The organism is Subtercola frigoramans (genome assembly GCF_016907385.1).
In the GTDB taxonomy this organism is placed as follows: Bacteria; Actinomycetota; Actinomycetes; order Actinomycetales; family Microbacteriaceae; genus Subtercola; species Subtercola frigoramans.
Genome location: NZ_JAFBBU010000001.1, coordinates 870,621 through 889,613, shown reverse-complemented (window position 1 = coordinate 889,613; position 18,993 = coordinate 870,621). Strand labels below are relative to the sequence as shown.

The window sequence follows — 18,993 nt, the reverse complement described above, 5'->3', positions numbered from 1 at the left end:
TCAGACAACCGGTCGCGAAACGCTTCGGCCATTCCCGCCGGAACAGCACTCCTCCCGCGGACCGCGAACCGGTGGGAGACACGCCTAGAGTGAGTCGCATGGACTTCGACTGCGTGGTGGTGGCCGGCGGGCGGTCATCCCGTCTCGGTGGCCACGCGAAGTCGACACTCACTGTCGCGGGCCGGTCGCTGCTGCAACTGACGCTCGACGCGGCGGCTGATGCCCGGCAGACCGTTGTCGTCGGTGACACGGTGGCGCTGTCATCCCCCGAAGTCGCAGCGGGAGCAATGCCTGCTGGCGTGATCTTCGTGCGGGAGGAACCCGCGTTCGGTGGCCCGGCAGCCGCGATCGCCGCAGGGCTCGCCGCCCTGGGCTCGTCACACCGGGCGCCCGCGGAATTCACGCTGGTGCTTGCGTGCGACATGCCGAACATCGCGTCCGCGGTGCGAGTACTCCTGAAGGAAGGTGCATCCCGTGAGAAGCAGCAGCACGACGGTGTGATTGCCGTGGACGAGTCCGGCCATCCGCAGCACCTTGCCGGCCTGTACCGAACACGAGCTCTCACCGATGCAATCGAGGGCACGCAGAGTCCGGCCACACTGCGCGATCAATCCACACTGCGCGATCAATCCACACGCCGAGGTCAATCCACACCAAGCGGTCAATCCAGACTGGACGGTCTCCCGGTGCGGAAACTGCTGGCTCCACTCACCCTCAGACACGTCACCGTCGCCGCTGGCGCAACCGACGACGTGGACACCTGGGCCGACGCAGAGCGCCTGCACGTCGATGCTGTTCTACCACCACCGTCACGGCTGTCGCCTGACTCCCCCGGGGCACCTGCTGCCCTCGCCCACCATCCTCGAGGAGAAGATCGATGAACACCGAGAACCATGACGGTCAGCCCGGCGCTGCTGCAGAGGCAGAGAAATCTGCAGAGGCAGAGAACCTGGCAGTGGCAGAGGCAGAGAAGCTCAGGCTCCTCGAGGCGTGGGCCGCGGCGCTTGCCACTGCACTGGGGCTCGACCTCGGGAGGAGCAGCCCGCTCGACATCCAAGCCATCCTGTCGCTCGCGGGGGTGGCCGCCCACGCCGTCACCCGCCCGGCGGCCCCGCTCACGACTTTTCTCGTGGGCTACAGCGCCGGCCTCGCCGCCGCCGAAGGTGCTGACCCCGAGGTTGCCCTGGCGACAGCCTCAGAGACCGCCCGCGAGCTCACCACCACCTGGAGTATGCCGAATGACGCTACTCGATCCTGAAACGCCGGGCCACGACAACTTTGGACCACAAGCCCCACGGCCCGAACTTCTTCGCACCGTGAACCCGAGCACCTGGGCCGACGCATTCACCGTCGCCCGGAGCACCGCAGCCCGACTGCCGGAGGAGACCGTCGGACTCGCCGCCGCCATCGGCCGGGTGCTTGCCCGAGACCTTCAAGCGCCGCACGACGTGCCCCACTTCGCCTCATCGGCGATGGACGGCTGGGCGATTTCGGGCGACGGCCCCTGGAGAGTTGTTCTGGGTGCACGCAGACTCGAGCAGGGTGAGGCAACGCCCATCGTCACCGGTGGTCTCCTCCCTCATGGCACCGATGCCGTTCTGCGCTCAGAGAGCGGCTTCACCTCTCCCGTCGACACCGACACCCCAGCCCTCCACACCTCAGTTCCACCCGCACCGCTCCTGAGCGTCGGCCCGGCAGCCGCAGCCGGTGAACCCCGGGCAGGCCAGCACATGCGGCCCGGCGGCGACGAAGCCCGCGCAGGCGACATCGTGATTGCGGCCTCGACCCGGCTGAACCCCGCCCATATCGCGCTCGCCGCCGCCTGTTCGCTCGATGTGCTGCCGGTCATCCGGAATCCCCGCGTCGCCTTCGTCTTCACCGGCGACGAGGTCGACGAATCCGGCACCCCTGCTTCCGGGCGCGTGCGCGACAGCTTCGGCCCGCAACTGCCGGAGACGATCCGGATGCTCGGCGGCACACCCCTCGAATCCCGGCGCTCGGCCGACACCCTCGAGTCAACCACCGCCGCGCTGGCTGCCAGCGCGCTTACTGCCGACGTCGTCATCACGACCGGGGGCACCGGGCACTCGAACGTCGACCATCTGCGTGCGGCGCTGGCGAGGCTCGGAGCGACCGTCATCGTCAATGGAGTGTTGATGCGCCCGGGTGGGCCGAGCATCCTCGCCGTCTTGCCGAACGGCGTCTTCGTCGTCTGCCTCCCCGGCAATCCGCTCGCCGCGATGATGGGCCTGCTCACCCTGGCTGCGCCCCTGCTCGCCCGCCTCAGCGGCCGTCACGATGACGGCCGCGACAATGAAGGTCGTGACGATGAAGGTCATGAAAGCGGAACCAGCCGTGCCGCACCACTCGCCCGCGCATCAGTGTCTACACCACTCGCTGGCCGGGCGGGCACCACCCTGCTCCTTCCGGGTACTGTGCGCGGCGGGATCGCGACCCCGAACTCCTGGCACGGCTCCGGAATGATGCGCGGCCTCGCCGACGCTGATGCGATTCTCGTCGTTCCGGAGCACGGAGTCGCCACGGGCGAACGTGTCGAGCTGCTCAGCCTGCCCTGGACCCGCCTCGACTGAGAGCGTTCAGGCTCGGTTCAGCGCCCGCGAAACTCGTCATCGCGCCACTCGACGGCGACCACGACTCCCCGGGCGATGTGCTCCTCGCGTTCGCGCAGTTCGACCCTGCGGATCTTGCCCGAGATCGTCTTCGGCAGCTCGAAGAACTCCACTCGCCGAATCCGCTGGAACGGGGCCAGCCGTTCGCGGGCGAACACGAGAATCGACTGCGCGGTCTCGGCCGAGGGCTCGAAGCCGGCGGCGAGGGCGACATACGCCTTCGGTACAGACAGGCGCAGATCATCCGGTGCCGGTACGATCGCCGCTTCGAGAACGGCAGGATGCTCGACCAGTGCACTTTCGAGCTCGAACGGGCTGATCTTGTAGTCCGAGGCCTTGAAGACGTCATCGGTGCGCCCGATGTAGGTGATGTAGCCGTCGGAATCGCGTGACGCGAGGTCGCCGGTATGAAAGTAGCCCCCTCGCGTTGCTTCTTCGTTGCGCGCGGGGTCGTTGACGTACCCCGTCATGAGGTTCAGGGGTCGAACCGACAGGTCGAGGCAGATCTCACCCTCGTCGGCCACCTGCCTAGAGATCGGGTCGAGGATGACCACAGGGCAGCCCGGCAGTGGCCGGCCCATCGACCCGTCTTTGAGTACCGAGCCCGGGGTGTTGGCGACGATGGCCGTCATCTCGGTCTGTCCGTATCCGTCGCGGATGGTCAGGCCCCAACTCGCGCGCACCTGCCCGATGACCTCGGGGTTGAGCGGCTCGCCGGCCGAGATCGCTTCTCGCAACGAGCCGGCGCCTGCGGAGAGATCGCTCTTGATGAGCATGCGCCAGACGGTCGGCGGTGCGCAGAACGATGTCACCTTCTCTTCGCGCATCGTGCGGAGCAACGCGCTGGCGTCGAACCGGGCGTAGTTGTAGACGAAGATCGTCGCCTCGGCGATCCAGGGCGCGAAGAAGCAACCCCAGGCGTGCTTGGCCCAGCCGGGAGAGCTGATCGTCAGGTGGATGTCGCCGGGTCGCAGGCCGAGCCAGTACATCGTGCTCAGATGGCCGACGGGGTACGAGACCTGCGAGTGCTCGACGAGCTTCGGGCGTTGTGTCGTGCCAGAGGTGAAGTAGAGCAGGAGCGGGTCGGCGGGCTGCGTGCCGGGGTGCGGCAGCGGTGCGGCTGGTTCTGCGAAGGCGTCGGCGTAGTCGAGCCAGGGATGGAGCCCGTCTGCGTCGACCGGCGCCGCACCAACCCTGATGCGCGTGTAGTCTCCGGGCACACCGTCGAATTTCGCGGAATCCCGCGCATCGGCGATCACGTGACGCACTCCCCCGCGTTCGACCCTGTCGATCAGATCGCCGGGCCCGTACGCGGTGGTCGTCGGCAGGATGACGGCACCGATCTTCATGATGCCGAGCATGCACTCCCAGAGCTCGACCTGGTTGCCCAGCATGAGCATCACCGGGTCCCCGCGAACCACCCCCTGCGCCAGCAGCCACGAGCCCACCTGGTCCGACCGCGTCGCCAGCTCATCGAAGGTGCGCCGGATGCTCGACCCATCTTCTTCGACAATCACGAGCGCCTTGCGCTGATTGCCTCGCGCGATCTCGTCGAACCAGTCGATGCCCCAGTTGAATGGCCCGTCGATGACGGGCCATTCAAATCCCTGGGCCGCTGTCGCGTAGTCGTGGCGGAGTGCGACCAGCTGGTCTCGCGCCTGACGGAATCGGGTTGTTGCGGGGGAATCGGGCATCGTTGCGGCTCCTAGGTTCTGTCAGATCGTAGCTGGCACGGCTGCCAGAGTGACCAGCAGTGCGATAAGCAGACCGATGAGCAGAGCAATTTATCGTGTCAGATCGTGTCAGATGGTGGCCGTGTCGATCACGAAGCGGTAGCGCACGTCGCTCTTCACGACTCGGTCGTATGCCTCGCCGACCATGGTTGCATCGATGACTTCGACGTCGGCACCCAGGCCATGCTCGGCGCAGAAGTCGAGCATCTCCTGCGTCTCCCTGATGCCGCCGATGTTCGAGCCTGCAAGGCTGCGCCGGGCACCGGTCAGCGAGAAGACGCGGAACTGCTGGATGTTCTCCGGCAGACCAACAAAGACCATCGAGCCGTCGAGTGTGAGCATCCGCAGGTAGGCGTCGAGGTCGAGGTCTGCCGAGACGGTGTTGATGATCAGGTCGAACCGGCCGCGGTTGGCCTTGAACGTTGCCGGGTCACTCGTGGCGAAGTAATCATCCGCGCCGAAGCGGAGTCCATCATCCTGCTTCGAAAGCGTCTGGCTCAGAACGGTGACCTCAGCGCCCAGGGCGTGTGCGATCTTCACCCCCATGTGGCCGAGACCGCCCATTCCGACGATCGCCACCTTCTTACCCGGGCCCGCGCCCCAGTGCTTCAGGGGGGAATACGTTGTGATGCCCGCGCACAGCAGAGGAGCCGCTTCGTCGAGCGAGATGCCCTCGGGGATGCTCAGTACGTAGTTCTCGTCAGCGACGATCCCTGTGCTGTATCCGCCGTAGGTCTCCTCGCCGGTGTATTCGCGGCCGTTGTACGTCGGGACATTTCCCTTCAGGCAGAACTGCTCCTCACCCGCGAGGCAGTTCTCGCATTCGCGGCACGAGTCCACGAAGCATCCGATGCCCACGCGGTCACCGACGCGGTGTTTGGTGACGCCTGAACCGATCTCAGCGACGATCCCCGCGATCTCGTGGCCGGGAACCATGGGGAAGATGGCCGTGCCCCACTCTTCGCGCGCCTGGTGGATGTCGGAGTGGCAGATGCCGGCGAAGGCAATGTCGATCCTCACGTCGTGCTCGCCGACTGCGCGCCGCTCGATCGTCGAGCGCTCGAAGGATGCGGCGGCCGATGAGGTGACCAATGCCGGCACGGTCGTTGTCGCGCTTGAGGTCGCGCTTGAGGTCGCGCTTGCTTGTGAGGCGGTTGAGGCCTGGGGTGTCGATGATTGGAATGTCATGCGAATCCTTCCCTTGGACACGACGACGAGGCGCACGAAAGCGCCTGACGTCGGTGTGGTGTGCTTTAAGCCTACGACCCCTACCGAGACTCGCCGCCGTCGACGACAGACCCCGGTTCGTGCTGTATCGTGCCCACGCCCACCCGGTTCAGCCGACGCTCACGCATGGCCAGGAACAAGGGGAACACGAAGGCGAAAGCCGTGAGACCGGCGAGCACGACGTAGAGCCAGCCCCGCTGCATCCCGAGTCGCCTGCTCTCGACGATGATCAGGATGCTCCCCGCAACGGCCGCGACCAGGAGGTCGACCGTGAGGGACGAGACAGCTGGCCCGCTGTTCACCCAGTCGCCCACGAAATCACGGAGCTGGATGATCGAGAGAAGGTTGAACGACCAAGTGCCGACCAAGCCGACGACCGCCAGCACGAGATAGGTAAGGGCGAGGGGAGTCCAATTCTTCGACATGGCTCATTGTCGCTCGCGCTCCTCCTCCACCGGTAGCGGGATTTCTGAGTTGTCCACTGATCGGGGGTTTTGGGTGTTCGGTGTCGGGGGTGGGTGGTTGACTGTTCTCATGACACGAGCATTACTCACCGATGATGAGGTTGATCCAGATCTGTCTGGCTCGACCTTCGCAGGCCCCGATCACGTCCGCGCGGAGCCCGCCGGTTCGACGAACGCGAGCACTGCCTCGAACGGTGCGCCGTCGCCGAGGTCGTCGTCGTCGTCGCGTCGGGACCGGTTCGCGGCGGCGGTCGCTGCGGTGGTGGTGTCGCATCGGGCGATCGCGGCCGCGCACGCCGCACACGCCCTCCTCGTCGAGGAAGCAAGGATCGCGGGGTTCGCGCTGCACACCCAGGACAGCTTCGCCAGCAGTGGCGGCGGGGGCCCGCAGTGGTCCTCCGACCAGATCGTCGAGCGCCAGGTCGTCCTCGAACTCGCCGTCGCCCTGCACCTCACCGAGAATGATGCGAGGCGACTGGTCGACACCTGCGAAGGTCTTGCCGGCCCGTTCACGAGCACCCGTGAAGCCCTTGCTTTGGGGCGGGTGTCGTACCGGCACACCGAAACGATTGTCACCCGTTCGCACCCGCTGCCCCGGGAAGCGTTAGGCAGGTACGAGAAGGCGGTACTGCCCTGGGCGCGGAAAGTCACCGCGCAACGCCTCGACAAAATAGCCCGCGCAGTCGTAGAGGAAGCACAACCCCGCACCGACACCCAACGCCACACCGACGCCGTCACGGGGAGGCGCCTGTATCTGGAACCCGGGTCCGACGGGATGGCGTACCTGACCCTGTACACCGCCGCCGTCGAAGCGGTCGCCATCCACAACCGCGCCACCGACATGGCCCGCTCCGCCAAACACGCTGGTGACCCCCGCACCCTCACCCAACTCCGTGTCGACATCCTCACCGACCTCATGCTCAACAGCGACACCCACACCCCCCGCGTCACCCCCCACATCCGGGCCCGCGTCAACATCACCGTCCCCGCCCTCACCCTGTTGGGCCGGAACCACCAAGGCGACCCCGACCCCGACCAGACCTCAGGCCCAGCAAACCTCGAAGGGTACGGCCCGATCGACCGGCACACCGCCCTCACCATCACCCGCGACGCCCACTCCTTCACCCGCATCCTGACAGACCCCGCCACCGGTGTCGTCCTCAGCTACGGGCGGCAACGCTACAAACCCCCCACCGACCTCGACGAACTCATCCGGCTCACCCACACCGAATGCACCTTCCCCACCCCCTGCCACCCCTCCACCACCGCAGACCTTGACCACACCATCCCCTGGGCCGACGGCGGCGAAACCGCCTACAACAACATCAGCCCACTCTGCACCACGCACCACAAAGTCAAACACCACACCCAATGGACCATCCGACAAACCCCCGGAGAAAACGGGCACGCCCCGACCATCACCTGGACCTCACCCGCCGGCCACCAATACAACATCAAACCCACACCACTGGCAAAACCCATCGTGCACTTCACCGAATCGCCGGCAGGGGACCCGCCACCATTTTGAGCCTGCTCGCACCGCCGAATTCATTCGAAACCGGGTCATCCAGCCGCGAAGGCCACAGACGATTCCGTTTTTGCAGCTGACATGCGGGAGCATGGTTGACGAAAGCACATCGACCAGAAAGATCAGGACTACGAATATGGCCAACCGATCCGCGCCCTACGAAAAATCACTCGCCTGGGTGCGGCGAGCGGTCAACGATGGTCCGCTGCCTGTTGCCGTCTTCGGGGCGGCGAGTTCGACCGGCATCCAGGAGATCGCCTCCTTCGGGAGCGACGGTGGCCGAGTCGCGGGGGTCGACGACCAGTTCGCCCTCTTTTCCGTCACGAAGCCACTCACAGCACTCACTGCGCTCCGGCTCGTCGAGGCGGGCGAACTGAGTCTTGACGCCCAGCTCGCAGAGGCCGTTCCTTCCCTGCGAGGGGAGAATTCGGGGCTGGCGACACTCGCGCACCTGCTGAGTCATCGGAGCGGCCTGGCGGACCCCGACCTCGACGGGACAGATCCGAGAGACACTCTCACCCGCATCGGCGGGGTCTTCCCCGCCGGCACGATGACGCAGTATTGCAATCTCGGCTTCGTCGGTGTCGAAAAACTGGTGGAACATGCGTCGGCCAAGACAAGCGCTGCGGCGGCCCCCGAAGGAGGCCCTGCAGGGAAATCGTTCGAGGCCCAGTTCGCAGCTCTGAATGAGGTCGAAGGCGTATCGACACTGGGCTTCGACCCCGACCACGATCCGCACTTCGTCCACGGAACGGAGTCAGTAGGTCTCGACCACGCTCGTCTGATCGAGGCACGTCATCCTGCTGCTGGCGCATACGCGAAGGCCAGCGATCTGCTGTCGCTCGGCAGTGCGTTGCTGAGAACGGTGACGTCCGGGACTTCGGAAGTCGTGCATCCATCGACCCTCTCAGCCATGCGGGTGAACCGAACGGCAGGGTTGCCCCGACTGAACTCACGCGCCGACGATGCCCAGAAGCAGGACTGGGGGCTCGGGTTCAACCTGCCCACCTCCTCGGCCATTCTCGACCGGAACCTCTTCGGCCACGCAGGGTGGTCGGGGTGCCAGTGGTGGATCTATCCGGAACTCGACGCGTGCTTCGTGCTGCTGACGAACCTGATCGACCTGCCGGGCAAGGGGGTTCGCATCGACGAGTTGCAGAACGCGTTCGCTGCTGGGCTGCGCTGACTGCTGCCGGTCAGACACGGCAGCCACCCCGGCTGCGCCTACCGGCTGTTACCAGGTGCCAGCTGGTGACGAGATCACCGGAACAGGTGCGTACGACCAGTGGCCACCGTTCGCGTAATGGCTCGCGGCCCACGGCGAAGCCCAGATGGCCTGCTCGATGACGCTCGTCGGGGCAGATGAGGCGAATCCAGCGACGATTGCCGAATAGCCACCCACGCTGTGTAGCGCCTCGGCGGCATTCTCTGCGGCGGTCACGAGGTTGTCGTAGCTGCCGAATCCGCTGCCGCCGCCCGAGCCCCAGCCGTTGTTCAGAGGGTTGTTGCGGTTCCACCAGTCGTCGGGGCCGTTCTCCTGGCGCATCCACCTCGTCATGACTGTGATGTTGGAGTCGGTCATCGGAAAACCGGCCAGAAGGAGCACAAGTGTGGCCCAGTCACGGTTGGTGCTCCCCGCAGCCAGCGTCTTCACTCCGGGCGTGGACGAGTAGTCGTCACGAGTGATGGTCACGGTTCCGGCGACCCCTGGCACGGTGATGATCTGGGCAGCCGAATTCTGATCGGCCCCGGATCGGGCGTACGCAGCGTTGGCCAGTTCGACATCCATCGGCGGCGTCGGGGGCGGAGGTGCCAGGGCGGTCAGGGCGAGCAGCGCGAAGGCGGCGACACCGGCGCAGGCCGCGACCGATCGGCTCACGCGGCGACGCGGTGAGGTCTTCGCCGGTCGGGGCCGGTCGTGAATCGGAGTGGATGAATTGGTCATGGGTTGCTCTTCGGGGTGCACCTGCGAACAGAGGTCCAGAGTAACAGCCCGCCTGATCGGTATCCTGTGGGGATGATCATCGGAATCGAGACCGGCGGCACCAAGGTGGTGATGGCGGCGGCCGAAGACGGCAACCCCGAGCATCCGGTGGCCCTCGCGACGGTACCGACCACGTCTCCCGAGGAGACCCTGGGGAAGATCGCCGAGTTCATCGCTCAGAACTCCAGCGGGGGCTTACCCAGCGCAATCGGAGTGGCCTCGTTCGGCCCACTCGACACGCGCCTCGGCTCACTAAGCTATGGCCGAATCCTGTCGACCCCGAAGTTCGGCTGGTCGAATGTCGATATCGTCGGCTTTCTCGCATCACGATTCGAAGCGCGAATCGGGCTCGTCACCGACGTGACGGGTGCGGTCATCGGCGAACACCGCTGGGGTTCGGGCCGCGGCCATGACGACGTCGCGTACCTCACGGTGGGAACGGGCATCGGTGTCGGCGCCATCGTGAACGGTCGTATCCATGCCGGTACCGGCTACCCGGAGGTCGCCCACGTGCTGGTTCGCCGTCATGCCGCCGACACGTTCGCCGGAGTCTGCCGCTTCCATGGCGACTGCGTCGAGGGTCTTGCTTCGGGCCCTGCGATCCACGCGCGCTGGGGCACCGACGCATCATCGCTCGCACCGGATGCCCAGGCGCTCGCCCTCGAAATGGAGGCGTTCTACCTCGGCCAGCTCCTTGCGACGATCTACTACACCCTCGGCTCGAGGCTCATCGTCTTCGGCGGAGGCGTCTCGAAATCTCCCGGACTGCCGGGCCTCGTCGCCGACAGCGTCAATGCGCTGATCGGGACCGACTACCTGGCCGAGTCGGGCGAAGGCCCTCTCATCGTGGTCAGCCCGGCACTGGGCGACCTCTCGGGCGTGACCGGTGCCCTCACGCTCGCGCAGTCGCTGCTGTGAATCTCTCGCAGCCATGAGCTTCTCAGTGCTGGCCCTCGTCGTTCTCGTCGGGCTGCTCGGCCCACTGTTGGCCGCACGCGCCTCGTGGCGGATTCCCGTCGTTGTGGGCGAGCTTGCCGGCGGCATCGTCATCGGGCTCTCCGGGTTCAGTCTCGTCGACCCGTCGAGTATCGACTTCCACCTCCTGGCCACCATCGGTTTCGGACTCACAATGGTCGTTGTCGGCTCCCAGATTCCTGTCGCCGACGCTGCTGTGCGCGCGCTGGCACCGAAGGGGCTGATCGGAGCCCTTGCGGTAGGCTGTGCAGCGGCGGCGCTGGGAGTGGCGATCGCGGCCGTCTTCGGCACCGGGCACGCAGCTCTCTATGGCGTCATTCTTGCCTCGTCATCCGCGGCCCTGGTGCTTCCGATGCTGCAGTCCGTCGGCATGCGCCGAACCTCGGTGACGCAACTCATCGCCCAGGTCGCGATCGCCGATGTCGCGTGCATCGTTGCGTTGCCCCTGGTCGTGGCTCCCGAACGCGCACCAGAAGCAACAATCGGCGCCCTCGTCATCGCGGCGGCCGCCATCGTGCTCGTGATCGTTCTCCGCAGGTTGTCGCGCACCGACATCCGCCGCCGGCTGCACAGGTTCTCAGAACGCCGCCGCTTCGCCTTGGAACTGAGGTTCAGCCTGCTCGCCCTCTTCACCTTCGCTGCGATCGCGCAGTTCGCCACACTCTCGATCATGCTCGCGGGTTTTGTCTTCGGCCTGGTGCTCGCAGCCGGCGGCGAACCTCGACGGCTCGCCCGCCAGCTCTTCGGTATCACCGAGGGCTTCTTCGGCCCGCTGTTCTTCGTCTGGCTGGGAGCGTCACTCGACCTCCGCACCCTCGCCGGGCATCCTCAGATGATCCTGTTGGGAATCGTGCTCGGGCTTGCCGCCGTCGCAGCCCATCTCGCGAGCAGGGTGGCCGGGTTGCCCTGGTCGCAATCAATCGCGTCAGCGGGCCAGCTGGGCGTGCCCGTGGCTGCCGTGACGCTGGCGCTGCAGTCGGGCTCCCTTGCCGCGGGTGAGGATGCTGCGATCATCCTCGGCGCACTGGTCACTATCGCGACCTCCGCGCTTGCGACGAGTTTCATCGCGCGAAAGCTGGCCGTCAGGGTAAGCCCGAGACTGGCTCCCTAGCGGATCTGCTGGAGCGCCCAGGAGTTGCCGTCGGGGTCGCTGAAGTACGCGTACCGCACTCCACCACCCATATCGCTCACCTCAGACACGTCGACCCCCTGTGCGACGAGGGTCTGGCGGGCGAGCTCGACGTCGTCGACAACCAGGTGAAGGCCGTGCACCGGGGCTGCAGAAGGGTCGACGAAGCCGACCCCGATGGCGATGGAGCAGGACGAACCGGGAGGGGTCAGCTGCACCACACGCATCCCGTTACCCGGTTCGACGTCGTGGTCCAGAACGAAGCCGACGCGGTCGGTGTAGAACGCTTTGCTTCGGTCGACGTCGGTCGAGGGCAGGGGAATCAATTCGAGTCGCATTTCCACGATGTTCTCCGTTGTCTGAAAGCTTTGTGGTTCGGCTTGTTCAAGAGCCACCGTACCCCCAGAGTGGATGCCTCGAACGCGTTGACGGTCTCATCTCCGACGATGACGTGCACGAACTGCTCACCGGTCTCGTGCCGAACACCACTGCCGCCGTGCTCGTCTTCGAGCACACCTGGGCGAAGGGCCTCCGCGACGCTGTCGTCGGCTCCGGTGGCATCCTGCTCGACAGCACCCGGGTTCCCGGGCCGGTTGTCGATGAAGTACTTTCCGCACTCGCGGAACTCGAAGAACTCGAAGTTGAAGGAGAGTAACACCATGCGACGTATGGGACGCCCCGGTCTGTTCGGAACGATGGCTCGCACGGCCGTCATAGCGGGAACCGCCACTGTGGTCTCCGGCAGCGTGCACAACCGGCAGCAGGCCAGCGCTCAGGCAGCAGCCCAGCAGCAGGCCGCGATCGACGCGGCCGCCCAGCAGGCCGTTGCCCAGCACGCTGCCGCCGCCGCCGCCGCGCAGGCTGCACCCGTCGCACCGGCTGCTGCTCCGGCCGATGACTTGCTGACGCAACTGGCCCGACTCGGCCAGATGAACCAGGCCGGCCTGATCAGCGACGCCGAGTTCACTGCGGCGAAGGCAAAACTGCTCGGTATCTAGAACGCTGGCCCACCGCTCACGCGACGGCGATGATTCCCATCATGCCGCCGTCTTCGTGATCGAGAATGTGGCAGTGGTAGACCGACGTGCCGGTGAAATCCTCGAAAGCGATTCGAACCCGAACTCGGGAATTCGCCGGCACATTCACCACGTCGCGCCAGACCGCTTCGCTCTCGGTCGTGCCGCCTGTTGCGAGCAGCTGCATCGGCCAGACGTGCAGGTGAAAAGGGTGGTCCATCGTGCTCGTGTTGACGAGCATCCACTCTTCGATCGCCCCTCGAGCGACGCTCTGGTCGACGCGATTCGGGTCGAAGGTGTGGCCGTCGATGGTGAACTGCATCATTCCGCCACCACCCATGCCCATGCCTGCGGCACCCATCGCCAGCGTGAGGGTGCGTGAGCCCGTCAGCGTCTCGGTTCTCAGGTCCCGGAGCGGCAGTGGTGGTGGGGCGAGTGTCGCTGTCTGCGGCACGGCGGCAGGCTCGCCCGACACACGCATGCGCGCCAGAGTGACCATGCTCGTGCTCCGCGGAGCACCGACCATCATGCTGCCCGCAGAACCGCGGTCGACCGGATCCGCCAGGAGGTCGACGGCTCCCGCGGGCACCGTAACGAGAACGTCTGCACGAGCCCCGGGCACCAGATCGATTGTCGAAACCTGGCGCGGAGCGGCGAGTCGCGAGCCGTCGTTTCCCTGGAGCGAGAGGATCGCCCCGTCAAGGGTCAGCGACAGGTACCTCGAGGTGCAGGCATTGACCACGTGCCAGCGTTCGAAGTCTCCCGGTTTCGCGTCGAGCACAGGAGCAACCTGGCCGTTCACCAGCATGATCTGGCCCTCGCGCCCCGCCATGCGATCCATCTGGCTGGTCACCGCGACCTCTCCGGCGGAATCGAAAGTGATGTCCGAGATGACGAGCAGTCGCTGTCGTGTCACAGCGATGTGGTCATCGCGCTCGACGAGAATCGCGCCGTAGAGCCCCGCAAACACCTGTTCTGCCGTCATGCCGTGGTGGTGCGGGTGGTACCAGAAGGCCCCGGCCGGATGATCGTCGGGAATCTGGTACTCGTAGTCCGCCGTCGTCGCCGTTTCCACCTGCCGGAAGACGTTGTCGCTCGATCCCTCCGGCGAGACATGGAGCCCGTGAGTGTGAAGGTTGGTCGGTTCACCGAGGTGGTTGGCGAGCGTGATCTTCACCCGGTCTCCCGGTCGAACCACCAGTGTCGGGCCCGGCAGGCTCCCGTTGTAGGTCATCGCCGATACCGTCGTACCGCCGACAACGATACGAGAGCGTGACGCAGTCAGGGCAACGTCGAGCAGACCTGAGGCACTTCGGAGGACGGGCGGTTCGGTGAAGGCGGCGCCACCGGTCGACGCAGTGACGGGCGCGGCGTTGTTCAAGCCGTCCCAGATCAGGCCGGTGCCGCCGGTCACAACAAGCGCGCCGCCGATTCCGCCCAGGGTGAGGAACGTCCGTCGGCTCACCGCGGCCATCAGTGCACGCTCTTCTCTGGCTGCTGGCCGCGCACGTCGCGGGCGCGAGAGAGAACCAAGCCACAGACCGCAATCACGATCAGAACGAGCCCGACCACCACCAGCGCTCCGAAGAGGATCGCCCAGTTCATGACGAACACGCTGCCTGACATCATCGGGCCGACCACTGGATCCCTACGCTTCTGGTTCGACGACCTCGATCAGCGCCGTTCCGCACTCAGTCCTTCGACGCGCGAGTCGACGTAAGCCGCATCCGCCTCCACTCTTGCAGAGGGTCGCGCGGTCAGGAAGGGTCATTGGTCCTGCCGTCTTCACGACTACCGTCGGGCGCGGCCCCTGACGTCACCGTCTCGACCACCGTCTCAACCGCAGGTGCGTTTCGCCCGGCACGCTGTGCCGCCTCGAGAGCCTCAGCCTCTTCTCCGCCGATCGCTTCGCCGCGGGCGATGAGCCCGGCTTGGTCGGAGAGGGGAATCTGCTTCAGGAACAGCGCGAGCACGAACGCCAGGCCGATGAACGGCAGGAGGTACCAGAACACCGGTGCGAGCGCATCCGCGTAGGCGGTCACCACTCCGAGATGGACCTCCGGGGGCAGGGAGTTCAGGGTCTGCGGGTCGATATTCGAGGTTGCATTCGCTGCGTCGGCGGCACTGGCGCCGGCGTTGGTGAAGACCGCCTTGAGGTTGTCGGTCAACCGCGTGGTGAAGATGGTACCGAACACCGCGGTGCCGAGAGCAGCGCCGACCTCGCGGAAGTAGTTGTTCGTGCTTGTCGCCGTACCGACCATCTTCGCGTCGACCGAGTTCTGTACGACGAGCACGACGACCTGCATGATCAGGCCGAGACCGGCTCCGAAGAAGAACAGGAACACGCAGATCAGCCAGATCGGGGTCGTCGCCGTGAGCGTGGTCATGGCGACCATCGCGCCCCCGGTGACGATCGTGCCGAGAATCGGGTAGATGCGGTACCGACCGGTACGGGTGATCAGCTGCCCGGAGAGGATCGAGGTGCCGATCAGGCCGACCATCATCGGCAGCAGCAACAGCCCTGATACGGCGGCAGACGTGCCCGACGACATCTGCAGGAACGTCGGCACGAAACCGATCGCCGCGAACATTCCGAGCCCGATCGTCAGACCGGTCGCGGTGGCATTCACGAAGATCGGGTTCTTGAACAGCGACAACGGGATGATCGGATCCTTCGCCCTCGACTCGACGAGCACGAACAGCAGCGCCGAGAGAAGCATGCCGGCGCCGATCATCCACGTCTCGATTGCACCCCAGCCATGGGCACGGTCACCGCCGAAATCGGTGAAGAAGATCAGGCAGGTCGTGAAGGCCGAGAGCAGTACGACACCGAGAATGTCGATCGGTGCGGTCGCCTTCTTGTTGGGAAGGGTGAGAGTGAACCAGGCAACGGCGAAGGCGGCGATTCCGACCGGGATGTTGATGTAGAACGCCCACTGCCAGGTGAGGTGATCGACGAAGAAGCCGCCCAGAAGGGGGCCCCCGACCGCGGAGAGGCCGAAGATCGCGCCGAGTGGGCCGAGGTACTTGCCTCGCTCGGAGGCGGGGACGATGTCGGCGATGATCGCCTGCGAGAGGATCATGAGCCCGCCACCGCCGAGGCCCTGGATGGCGCGGAACACGATCAGCTGGGTGAAGTCACCGGCCAGTGCGCAGCCGAGGGAGGCGACTGTGAACAGGGCGATCGCGACCAGGAACAGGCGGCGCCTGCCGAGCACGTCACCGAATTTGCCGTAGATCGGCATCACAATGGTCGTCGCGAGCAGGTACGCAGTGGTCAGCCAGACCTGGTGCTCGACCCCACCGAGCTGACCGACGATCGTCGGCATGGCCGTCGAGACGATCGTCTGATCGAGGCTCGACAGCAGCATTCCGGCGATCAGGGCAGCGAAGATGATCCAGATTCGGCGCTGAGTGAGCAGGAGTGGCGCCTCGGTCTTGATGGCGGTGGTCTTGATGGCGGTCACAGTCATTCCTTTCGGGGCAGAACGGAAGAGGGTCGGAGTTGATCTGAGAGTCGGGGTTCAGCTGGAGTGAGAACGCTCCGGTAGGCCGCGAGCGATTCGTTGATGATCTCGGAGAATTCCCGGGTGTTCGACGGGTCGAAGAGCTCTTCTCCTGCCGAACGGAGCAGGGTCGACAGAATGCTGACAACAGCGCGAGCTCGAGGGTCCTCTGGTGACACGCCCTCCCGTTCGGCGATGAAGGCGGCTGCCTGGCGGTCACGCTCCCGAGAAATGCCGATGAAGCGCACCATCAGGTGGGGTTCCCGTTCGAGGGCGCGCCAGAACACCGTGTGCTCGGCCGCCACCAAGTCGGATGATTCGATGTGCTGCACGATCAGCGTGATGAGGTCGTCGATGACCGCAGGCCAACCGTGAGGGCCCAGCGCCACGAAGTCCGCGGCGAACTGCTGGGCTTCCTCTTCGGGGTCGACGCCGATGACCGCGTCTTCCTTCGTGGCGAAGTAGTTGAAGAAGGTCCGCCGGGAGACGTCGACCTGCTCACAGACTTCTTCGATCGTGAAACCCGCGAGGCCCCGTTCGGCCGTCAACCGCCGGGTGACCGATGTCAGGCTCGAGGCGGTCTCCTGCTTGCGACGCTCTCGCCGACCAATAGTTGCACTTTCTTTCATGAAGTGTATTTTTACACCATTTGCATGGGCGTGCAAATTGAGCAGGGCCGCAAGATGAGCCATGAATCCAGGAGCCAACAGCAGGCGTTTTTCCGGATTGTCAAGAATCGGTGATCTTTCTCAGAAGGAGACAGTGCAACCCGGTCGATTCAGCCCGATCATGGAAACATACCTACCCAGATCGAAGGCGATGACATGGCAAAGACAACCACTCCGTGGGAAACGAAGACAAGCTGGGGCACTGCGCGGCCGACGAAGACCGAGTGCCTGATCGAAGAATGTACAGTCGAGGCGGACTGCGTCGTGACTGTCGAATCAGAGGGCCTTCGGTTGCGCTACGCGGCCTGCTCCGAGCACGGCTACGACATCAGCTGGGGGCTCGTCGAAGTCGCCCCGATGCCGCTCAACCGTGGTCTGATCGGCCTGGGCTGATCCCAGCGGACTTTCGGCCTGCGCTACTTCGGCAGGGAGCCTAGAGTGTTCGACATGAGGCCCCCATTCAGCGAAGCTGCAGACCTGATCGATGTCGACTCCCTGCTGAGCCAGGCCGAGCGTGACCTGAGGAGTTCCGTCCGCGATTTCGTCGATACCGAGATCAAACCGCACATCGCGGGCTGGTATGACGCGGCCGAGTTCCCCCGGAGCCTGATCCCGCAGATGGCCGAGCTCGGGCTGCTGGGCATGCACCTGAACGGATACGGTTGCGCCGGCCGGTCAGCGGTCGAGTACGGGCTCGCTGCCCTCGAACTCGAGGCGGGCGACTCCGGCATCCGCACTTTCATCAGCGTGCAGGGCTCCCTCTCGATGAGCGCGATCCACAAGTTCGGTTCAGAGGAACAGAAGCAGGAATGGCTGCCCCTGATGGCAGCAGGTACTGCCGTCGGCTGTTTCGGGCTCACCGAGCCGACCTCCGGTTCCGACCCCGGCAGCATGACGACCTTCGCCGCACGCGATGGCGACGACTGGGTGCTCAACGGTTCGAAACGGTGGATCGGTCTCGCGTCAATCGCCTCGGTGGCCATCATCTGGGCGATGACCGATGACGGAGTGCGGGGATTCGTCGTACCGACGTCGACACCCGGCTTCGAGGCGACCGCGATCACGCAGAAGCTCTCAATGCGGGCATCCATTCAGTGTGACGTCGAATTGACCGACGTGCGGCTCCCCGCAGCGGCGATGCTTCCGGATGCCCGTGGCCTGCGCGCACCGTTCGAGTGCTTGAACGAGGCGCGCTATGGCATTATCTGGGGTGTGATGGGTGCCGCGCGCGACAGTTATCTTGCGGCTCTCGACTACGCAGCGCAACGCGTACCGTTCGGCAAACCGCTCGCGGCCTACCAGCTCACCCAGGAGAAGCTGGTGAACATGGCGCTCGAGATCAACAAGGGCATGCTTCTCGCCCTTCACCTCGGCCGCCTCAAGGACGCCGGAAAGCTCCAACCCCACCAGATCTCGGTCGGCAAGCTGAACAATTGTCGGGAGGCGATAACCGTCTGCCGAGAAGCGCGCAGCATGCTCGGCGGGAACGGCATCACCCTCGACTACTCTCCACTTCGTCACGCGAACAACCTGGAGAGCGTTCGCACCTACGAGGGCACCGACGAAGTGCACACCCTGATCATCGGCAATCACGTGACGGGTATCGCCGCGTTCCGCTGATGGGTCGCCGTCGCAACGGGAGCAGGTCTTGGCCTTCACCCCGGCGATAAAAGGGGGGCTACAGTGGGCGTCATCACGGTCCATCGACGCTCACTGAGAGGTGACGACGATCATGGAAGAAGGCGCTGCCGACAAGGGTAGGGCCGCTGACTCCGATCTGGAACTCCTCCAGCGTGGAATGCTCACACTGCCGACACGATACGGCTCCAATGTCACCCAGGCGAACGATCGCCTCGAGAGCGTGCTCGACCGGCCCGAGTACACCGAAGACGACCCCGCATCCACGCTCACCGAGGTGCAGTCGGGCTGAGAAAGAGGCCTCGTTTAATCGTGTACGCGTGGTAGAGACTGCCGTTCGTCACCGACGTCAAAGCCGAAAGCTGGGCCAGCGACGCTGCCGAGTAACCGCGTACCGAAAACCACTCGATTTCAGGGTCGAGAAGAGCGTTCTCATGGAATGTACGAGACCGAGGCATCGTCTTGCGCTACCCCAGTTGCCCCGGACTCCTCGCA

22 protein-coding genes are annotated in these 18,993 nt (G+C 65.2%); 12 read left to right on the top strand and 10 right to left on the bottom strand.

Annotation, left to right across the window (positions count from 1 at the left end):
- The first annotated feature begins 98 nt into the window (after window positions 1–98).
- The 3 genes from JOE66_RS04300 to JOE66_RS04290 are packed head-to-tail and all read left to right on the top strand — an operon-like array spanning window position 99 to window position 2,591.
- A complete protein-coding gene (locus JOE66_RS04300) occupies window positions 99–881 on the top strand; it encodes an NTP transferase domain-containing protein (RefSeq protein WP_205107069.1) in 783 nt (260 codons plus the stop codon).
- On the top strand, window positions 878–1,258 hold the full coding sequence (locus JOE66_RS04295) for a DUF6457 domain-containing protein (protein WP_239518217.1): 381 nt from the start codon (window positions 878–880) through the stop codon (window positions 1,256–1,258). The genes JOE66_RS04300 and JOE66_RS04295 overlap by 4 nt, the downstream gene beginning before the upstream one ends.
- Window positions 1,239–2,591 carry a molybdopterin molybdotransferase MoeA gene (locus JOE66_RS04290; protein WP_205107067.1) on the top strand — a complete coding sequence of 451 codons (1,353 nt, stop codon included), beginning with the start codon at window positions 1,239–1,241 and terminating at the stop codon, window positions 2,589–2,591. Before JOE66_RS04295 ends, JOE66_RS04290 begins: the two co-directional genes overlap by 20 nt.
- Window positions 2,592–2,608: 17 nt before the next feature.
- Here JOE66_RS04290 and JOE66_RS04285 read toward each other — a convergent pair whose 3' ends face one another.
- From JOE66_RS04285 to JOE66_RS04275, 3 genes are all read right to left on the bottom strand, one after another.
- Window positions 2,609–4,324 (bottom strand): AMP-binding protein, encoded by a 1,716-nt coding sequence (locus JOE66_RS04285; RefSeq protein WP_205107065.1) that lies wholly within the window; start codon window positions 4,322–4,324, stop codon window positions 2,609–2,611.
- A gap of 108 nt (window positions 4,325–4,432) precedes the next feature.
- Window positions 4,433–5,551: an NAD(P)-dependent alcohol dehydrogenase gene (locus JOE66_RS04280; protein WP_205107063.1), complete on the bottom strand. Its 1,119-nt coding sequence runs from the start codon at window positions 5,549–5,551 to the stop codon at window positions 4,433–4,435.
- 80 nt (window positions 5,552–5,631) lie between these two features.
- Window positions 5,632–6,015 carry a DUF2834 domain-containing protein gene (locus JOE66_RS04275; RefSeq protein ID WP_205107061.1) on the bottom strand — a complete coding sequence of 128 codons (384 nt, stop codon included), beginning with the start codon at window positions 6,013–6,015 and terminating at the stop codon, window positions 5,632–5,634.
- Between the two features lie 109 nt (window positions 6,016–6,124).
- On the opposite strand from JOE66_RS04275, the gene JOE66_RS04270 reads away from it, so the two are divergent.
- Both JOE66_RS04270 and JOE66_RS04265 read left to right on the top strand, forming a co-directional pair.
- Complete coding sequence (locus JOE66_RS04270; protein ID WP_205107059.1) at window positions 6,125–7,582, top strand: HNH endonuclease signature motif containing protein; 1,458 nt, start codon at window positions 6,125–6,127, stop codon at window positions 7,580–7,582.
- A gap of 136 nt (window positions 7,583–7,718) precedes the next feature.
- Window positions 7,719–8,768 carry a serine hydrolase domain-containing protein gene (locus JOE66_RS04265; RefSeq protein WP_205107057.1) on the top strand — a complete coding sequence of 350 codons (1,050 nt, stop codon included), beginning with the start codon at window positions 7,719–7,721 and terminating at the stop codon, window positions 8,766–8,768.
- 48 nt (window positions 8,769–8,816) lie between these two features.
- On the opposite strand, the gene JOE66_RS04260 is transcribed toward JOE66_RS04265, so the two are convergent.
- Window positions 8,817–9,527 carry a hypothetical protein gene (locus JOE66_RS04260; RefSeq protein WP_205107055.1) on the bottom strand — a complete coding sequence of 237 codons (711 nt, stop codon included), beginning with the start codon at window positions 9,525–9,527 and terminating at the stop codon, window positions 8,817–8,819.
- A 72-nt stretch (window positions 9,528–9,599) separates the two neighbouring features.
- Between JOE66_RS04260 and JOE66_RS04255 the strand changes: the two genes are divergently transcribed.
- Both JOE66_RS04255 and JOE66_RS04250 read left to right on the top strand, forming a co-directional pair.
- Window positions 9,600–10,484, top strand: coding sequence for an ROK family protein (locus tag JOE66_RS04255; RefSeq protein WP_205107053.1), 885 nt, complete (start codon window positions 9,600–9,602; stop codon window positions 10,482–10,484).
- A gap of 13 nt (window positions 10,485–10,497) precedes the next feature.
- Complete coding sequence (locus JOE66_RS04250; protein WP_205107051.1) at window positions 10,498–11,652, top strand: cation:proton antiporter; 1,155 nt, start codon at window positions 10,498–10,500, stop codon at window positions 11,650–11,652.
- Here the strand turns inward: JOE66_RS04250 and JOE66_RS04245 are convergent.
- Window positions 11,649–12,014: a VOC family protein gene (locus JOE66_RS04245; RefSeq protein ID WP_205107049.1), complete on the bottom strand. Its 366-nt coding sequence runs from the start codon at window positions 12,012–12,014 to the stop codon at window positions 11,649–11,651. The genes JOE66_RS04250 and JOE66_RS04245 overlap by 4 nt on opposite strands.
- Window positions 12,015–12,025: 11 nt before the next feature.
- Between JOE66_RS04245 and JOE66_RS04240 the strand changes: the two genes are divergently transcribed.
- Complete coding sequence (locus JOE66_RS04240) at window positions 12,026–12,325, top strand: DUF6325 family protein (RefSeq protein WP_205107047.1); 300 nt, start codon at window positions 12,026–12,028, stop codon at window positions 12,323–12,325.
- Between the two features lie 4 nt (window positions 12,326–12,329).
- On the top strand, window positions 12,330–12,668 hold the full coding sequence (locus JOE66_RS04235; RefSeq protein ID WP_307827044.1) for an SHOCT domain-containing protein: 339 nt from the start codon (window positions 12,330–12,332) through the stop codon (window positions 12,666–12,668).
- A gap of 16 nt (window positions 12,669–12,684) precedes the next feature.
- On the opposite strand, the gene JOE66_RS04230 is transcribed toward JOE66_RS04235, so the two are convergent.
- The 4 genes from JOE66_RS04230 to JOE66_RS04215 all read right to left on the bottom strand — a co-directional run bounded on the left by JOE66_RS04230 (window position 12,685) and on the right by JOE66_RS04215 (window position 16,821).
- Window positions 12,685–14,160: a multicopper oxidase family protein gene (locus tag JOE66_RS04230; RefSeq protein ID WP_205107045.1), complete on the bottom strand. Its 1,476-nt coding sequence runs from the start codon at window positions 14,158–14,160 to the stop codon at window positions 12,685–12,687.
- Complete coding sequence (locus JOE66_RS04225) at window positions 14,160–14,315, bottom strand: hypothetical protein (RefSeq protein WP_205107043.1); 156 nt, start codon at window positions 14,313–14,315, stop codon at window positions 14,160–14,162. Before JOE66_RS04225 ends, JOE66_RS04230 begins: the two co-directional genes overlap by 1 nt.
- Before the next feature lie 128 nt (window positions 14,316–14,443).
- On the bottom strand, window positions 14,444–16,159 hold the full coding sequence (locus JOE66_RS04220) for an MDR family MFS transporter (RefSeq protein WP_205107041.1): 1,716 nt from the start codon (window positions 16,157–16,159) through the stop codon (window positions 14,444–14,446).
- Complete coding sequence (locus JOE66_RS04215; protein WP_205107039.1) at window positions 16,156–16,821, bottom strand: TetR/AcrR family transcriptional regulator; 666 nt, start codon at window positions 16,819–16,821, stop codon at window positions 16,156–16,158. The genes JOE66_RS04220 and JOE66_RS04215 overlap by 4 nt, the downstream gene beginning before the upstream one ends.
- A gap of 195 nt (window positions 16,822–17,016) precedes the next feature.
- Between JOE66_RS04215 and JOE66_RS04210 the strand changes: the two genes are divergently transcribed.
- The 3 genes from JOE66_RS04210 (at window position 17,017) to JOE66_RS04200 (ending at window position 18,790) form a co-directional block, all read left to right on the top strand.
- Window positions 17,017–17,253 (top strand): hypothetical protein, encoded by a 237-nt coding sequence (locus tag JOE66_RS04210; RefSeq protein WP_205107037.1) that lies wholly within the window; start codon window positions 17,017–17,019, stop codon window positions 17,251–17,253.
- A gap of 54 nt (window positions 17,254–17,307) precedes the next feature.
- Window positions 17,308–18,480: an acyl-CoA dehydrogenase family protein gene (locus JOE66_RS04205; protein ID WP_205107035.1), complete on the top strand. Its 1,173-nt coding sequence runs from the start codon at window positions 17,308–17,310 to the stop codon at window positions 18,478–18,480.
- Between the two features lie 112 nt (window positions 18,481–18,592).
- A complete protein-coding gene (locus tag JOE66_RS04200) occupies window positions 18,593–18,790 on the top strand; it encodes a hypothetical protein (RefSeq protein ID WP_205107033.1) in 198 nt (65 codons plus the stop codon).
- Here the strand turns inward: JOE66_RS04200 and JOE66_RS17775 are convergent.
- The gene (locus JOE66_RS17775; protein WP_205107031.1) at window positions 18,768–18,956 is read right to left on the bottom strand and encodes a TetR family transcriptional regulator; all 189 of its coding nucleotides are present in this window, start codon (window positions 18,954–18,956) and stop codon (window positions 18,768–18,770) included. The genes JOE66_RS04200 and JOE66_RS17775 overlap by 23 nt on opposite strands.
- Window positions 18,957–18,993: the final 37 nt, after the last annotated feature.

Bases quoted from the DNA above. Each gene is read 5' to 3' on its own strand.
- JOE66_RS04220 (WP_205107041.1), bottom strand. From the start codon at position 16,159: ATGACTGTGACCGCCATCAAGACCACCGCCATCAAGACCGAGGCGCCA.
- JOE66_RS04275 (WP_205107061.1), bottom strand. From the start codon at position 6,015: ATGTCGAAGAATTGGACTCCCCTCGCCCTTACCTATCTCGTGCTGGCG.
- JOE66_RS04200 (WP_205107033.1), top strand. From the start codon at position 18,593: ATGGAAGAAGGCGCTGCCGACAAGGGTAGGGCCGCTGACTCCGATCTG.
- JOE66_RS04210 (WP_205107037.1), top strand. From the start codon at position 17,017: ATGGCAAAGACAACCACTCCGTGGGAAACGAAGACAAGCTGGGGCACT.
- JOE66_RS04260 (WP_205107055.1), bottom strand. From the start codon at position 9,527: ATGACCAATTCATCCACTCCGATTCACGACCGGCCCCGACCGGCGAAG.
- JOE66_RS04225 (WP_205107043.1), bottom strand. From the start codon at position 14,315: ATGATGTCAGGCAGCGTGTTCGTCATGAACTGGGCGATCCTCTTCGGA.
- JOE66_RS04265 (WP_205107057.1), top strand. From the start codon at position 7,719: ATGGCCAACCGATCCGCGCCCTACGAAAAATCACTCGCCTGGGTGCGG.
- JOE66_RS17775 (WP_205107031.1), bottom strand. From the start codon at position 18,956: ATGCCTCGGTCTCGTACATTCCATGAGAACGCTCTTCTCGACCCTGAA.
- JOE66_RS04280 (WP_205107063.1), bottom strand. From the start codon at position 5,551: ATGACATTCCAATCATCGACACCCCAGGCCTCAACCGCCTCACAAGCA.
- JOE66_RS04205 (WP_205107035.1), top strand. From the start codon at position 17,308: ATGAGGCCCCCATTCAGCGAAGCTGCAGACCTGATCGATGTCGACTCC.
- JOE66_RS04250 (WP_205107051.1), top strand. From the start codon at position 10,498: ATGAGCTTCTCAGTGCTGGCCCTCGTCGTTCTCGTCGGGCTGCTCGGC.
- JOE66_RS04285 (WP_205107065.1), bottom strand. From the start codon at position 4,324: ATGCCCGATTCCCCCGCAACAACCCGATTCCGTCAGGCGCGAGACCAG.
- JOE66_RS04235 (WP_307827044.1), top strand. From the start codon at position 12,330: ATGCGACGTATGGGACGCCCCGGTCTGTTCGGAACGATGGCTCGCACG.
- JOE66_RS04300 (WP_205107069.1), top strand. From the start codon at position 99: ATGGACTTCGACTGCGTGGTGGTGGCCGGCGGGCGGTCATCCCGTCTC.
- JOE66_RS04270 (WP_205107059.1), top strand. From the start codon at position 6,125: ATGACACGAGCATTACTCACCGATGATGAGGTTGATCCAGATCTGTCT.
- JOE66_RS04215 (WP_205107039.1), bottom strand. From the start codon at position 16,821: ATGAAAGAAAGTGCAACTATTGGTCGGCGAGAGCGTCGCAAGCAGGAG.
- JOE66_RS04295 (WP_239518217.1), top strand. From the start codon at position 878: ATGAACACCGAGAACCATGACGGTCAGCCCGGCGCTGCTGCAGAGGCA.
- JOE66_RS04290 (WP_205107067.1), top strand. From the start codon at position 1,239: ATGACGCTACTCGATCCTGAAACGCCGGGCCACGACAACTTTGGACCA.
- JOE66_RS04255 (WP_205107053.1), top strand. From the start codon at position 9,600: ATGATCATCGGAATCGAGACCGGCGGCACCAAGGTGGTGATGGCGGCG.
- JOE66_RS04230 (WP_205107045.1), bottom strand. From the start codon at position 14,160: ATGGCCGCGGTGAGCCGACGGACGTTCCTCACCCTGGGCGGAATCGGC.